This is a genomic window from uncultured Cardiobacterium sp., from assembly GCF_938028185.1.
Lineage (GTDB): Bacteria > Pseudomonadota > Gammaproteobacteria > Cardiobacteriales > Cardiobacteriaceae > Cardiobacterium.
In genome coordinates, this window is the sequence record NZ_CALJAH010000289.1 from 1 (window position 1) to 3110 (window position 3110).

Annotated in this window: 4 protein-coding genes; 3 read left to right on the forward strand and 1 reads right to left on the reverse strand. The window is 64.1% G+C overall.

Going from position 1 to position 3110, the window contains the following annotated elements:
• The 3 genes from Q0349_RS08535 to Q0349_RS08545 all read left to right on the forward strand — a co-directional run.
• On the forward strand, nt 1–419 hold a 419-nt coding region (locus Q0349_RS08535; protein WP_298080442.1), incomplete at its 5' end, for a PfkB family carbohydrate kinase.
• A gap of 89 nt (nt 420–508) precedes the next feature.
• Entirely contained in the window at nt 509–1141 is a 633-nt protein-coding gene (locus Q0349_RS08540; protein ID WP_366916298.1) for a bifunctional 4-hydroxy-2-oxoglutarate aldolase/2-dehydro-3-deoxy-phosphogluconate aldolase, read from the forward strand.
• Nucleotides 1142–1226: 85 nt separating this feature from the next.
• Nucleotides 1227–1901: a hypothetical protein gene (locus tag Q0349_RS08545; RefSeq protein WP_298080444.1), complete on the forward strand. Its 675-nt coding sequence runs from the start codon at nt 1227–1229 to the stop codon at nt 1899–1901.
• A gap of 217 nt (nt 1902–2118) precedes the next feature.
• Here the strand turns inward: Q0349_RS08545 and Q0349_RS08550 are convergent, their stop codons facing one another.
• Nucleotides 2119–2874, reverse strand: a complete 756-nt coding sequence (locus Q0349_RS08550) for an FCD domain-containing protein (protein ID WP_298080445.1) — start codon at nt 2872–2874, stop codon at nt 2119–2121.
• Nucleotides 2875–3110 lie beyond the last annotated feature (236 nt).

Below are 3110 nucleotides of genomic sequence, written 5' to 3' on the forward strand. Positions count from 1 at the left end.
GCCCGGCGCTGTGGCAGAGCCGCGACGAGACCCGCGCCGCCTACGCCCGCCTCTTGCCGCACGTCCACCTGACGCTGATGACCGACGACGATGAACGTGCGCTGTGGGACGACGCCGACGTAGAGGCGACCATCGCCCGCCTGCAAGCGGCAGGCGTGGACAAAATTGTCGTCAAACGCGGCGCCGACGGTGCGCTGTACGCGGCGGGCGACGAACGCATTGCGGTCAAGGGCGAAACCGTCGCGCGCGTGGTGGACACCACCTCGGCAGGCGATGCCTTCAACGCCGGCTACCTCGCCCGCTATCTGCAAGGTGCGGATGCGGCAGAATGCTGCCGCGCGGGCAACCGCCTCGCCGCCACCGTCATCCAGCACAAAGGCGCGATTATCCCGGCGGAATACTGCCGCCTGGAAGGGTAGGGTGGGGCTTGCCCCACCGCATCACCCCAAAACATTAAACCCATCCGGCCATTCATCGCCGCAACCCAACCTACGGAGCATCCATGAATATCGAAACCCTCACCCCCCGCCTGCAAGCGCTGAAAATCGTCCCGGTCATCGCCCTTGAGCGCGCCGAAGACGCGGTGCCGCTCGGCGCAGCGCTGTTGCAAAGCGGCATTCCTGCCGCCGAAATCACCTTCCGCTCGGCCGCCGCCATTGACGCCATCCGCCGCCTGCGCGACACCTTGCCGGACATCCTCATCGGCGCGGGCACCGTGCTGAACGCCGCCCAAGCCAAAGCCGCCCAACAAGCGGGCGCAGACTTCATCGTCAGCCCCGGCTTCAACCCGAACACGGTCAAGGCCTGTCAGGACATGGGCATCGCCATCACCCCCGGCATCAACAACCCGATGGCGATTGAAGCGGCGCTGGAGCTGGGCATCCACACCGTCAAATTCTTCCCGGCGGAAGCCAGCGGCGGCATCCCGATGCTGAAAGCGCTGCTCGCGCCGTATGCGATGCTGCAAGTGATGCCGACCGGCGGCATCGGCGTGAAAAACATCCGCGATTATCTCGCGCTGCCGAACGTCATCGCCTGCGGCGGCTCGTGGATGGTGGAAAAATCACTGCTCGCCGCGCAAAACTGGGACGAGGTCGCCCGCCTCTCGCGTGAGGCGGTGGCACTGGTGCAGGCGGCGTAAGGCATCCGTTTGCCGTGCTGTGGTCGCCCGCCGTGTGGGGTGGCGATAAAATGCCCATATCACCCCCACAACCGGAGAGCCCGCCATGAAAAAAAACCTGCTCCTTCTCGCCCTGGGTGCGACCGCCCTGGCGCACGCCACCAACGAAGACGCGGCACAAACCGCGCAAACCTTCGCGCAGGCACTGATTGACGGCGACAGCGCCGCAGCCGCCGCGCTGCTTGCCATCCCGCCCGGCACCGCCGACAGCGCCCGTTACCGCAGCGCCATGCAACAATGCCTCGCGCAAATCCTCACCGCACAGCCGCTGCCCGCCCGCCGCATCATCGCGCACGACGTGCAGCACGACGGCAACGATTACACCGTCACCCTGCACGTCGAAACGCCGCAGGGGCGGGATCGCATGGGCATCCCGCTCAGCCACGGCGCGGACGGCTGGCGCGTCGCCCTGGGTGGCAGCGACCTCGGCTGCAACCTCGACGCCAGCGGCTTCCCCGACCCGGCAAGCGCCGCCACCGCCTATCTCCAGACGCTCAACGGCTACGACTACGGCACGCCGCGCATCGAAGCCGTGCATTACCGCGACGATAAAAGCGCCGCCGAAGTCATCCTCAGCGGCAAGGGACACGCCGTTGTCCCCAACCCGGTAGAAGAACCCTACCGCATCGCACTCCAGACCTGGCGGCGCGGCGAACAGTGGATTGTGGACGAAAGCTGCTCCGGCCATTGCGTCCGCCCGCTGCCGCTGGCAGGGCGATAACGCTTGGCGGCGGTAACGGAAAATCTCCTTCTCCCGCTACGGCGGAGGGGATAATGAGACGATAAAGTATTTGGTAGCGACACGTTTTGCGCGAGCGTATCAGCGCGTGGGCTGAATGCTGAAGCTATCCGGTTGTTGGCTGAGGCGTAGCGCAATCCGTAATTTGCCGCCATCCCGCCCCAAAAAAACCGCCATCGCTGGCGGTTTTTTTGTGGTGCTACTGCGCGGGCGGGATGTTGATAGGCAGGCTTTGAAAGAGGTAGCCGTCAAATTCGGGCGCGTCCACGTCGGATAGCATCAGCAGGGTTCCGCGCACGTTTTCCAGGTGTTGCCACATCGCATGGCGCGCGGCGACCGGGTCTTTGCGTTTCAAGGCGTTCAAGATAACGCGGTGGTCTTCCAGCCAGCGCTGCCAGTAGGTGGTGTGGGTGATGTGGCGGTGCAGTTGTTCCCACATCGGGCTGGCGCGGCGCTGGAGCCAGAGGCGGTTGACGCTCTCGGCGAGGACGCTGTTTTGCGTCGCCTGGGCGACGCGCAGGTGGAATTGTTCGTCGCTGCTGTAGTCGGTGATGCCGTCGCGTACTTCCTGTTCCTGGATTTGCAGGATGCGTTGCAGCGCTTCGATGTCGGCTTTGGTGACAGTGAGCGCGGCGACTTCGGCAATGCTGCTTTCCAGCACTTGCCGCGCCTGCATCAGCTCAAACGGGCCGATGTCGCTGTCGTCGGTTTTTGCCGCGCCATCGTCGGGCAGGCGGACGATATAGACGCCCGACCCCTGCCGCACTTCGACCAGTCCCTGGATTTCCAGCATGATCAGCGCTTCGCGCAACAGCGCGCGGCTGACGTCAAGCTGTTCGGCGAGTTGGCGTTCGGCGGGCATTTTATCGCCGACGGCGAAGCCGCCACGCCGGATGATTTGCCGCAGTTCGGCGGCGACTTCGGGATAGCGGCGGCTGGTAACGATTTGGCTCATGGTGGTGTGGGATGTGAAATTTGGCGTGCAGGTTATGCCGTATGAAGGGCGAGGGCAAGGGGGCAGGGCAGGGGCAAGCCACGGAAAACCCGCCCGCGCGGGCTGCGGGGGCGGGTTGGGATTTTGTGTGAGTTATTCGTTGTGGGTCGGTTGGGTGATTTACATACACTTGAGCGCTCATGGTGTATGTGGCGAATTTACAATTCAAGTGCAACAGCTACAAAAAAAGGCATCCA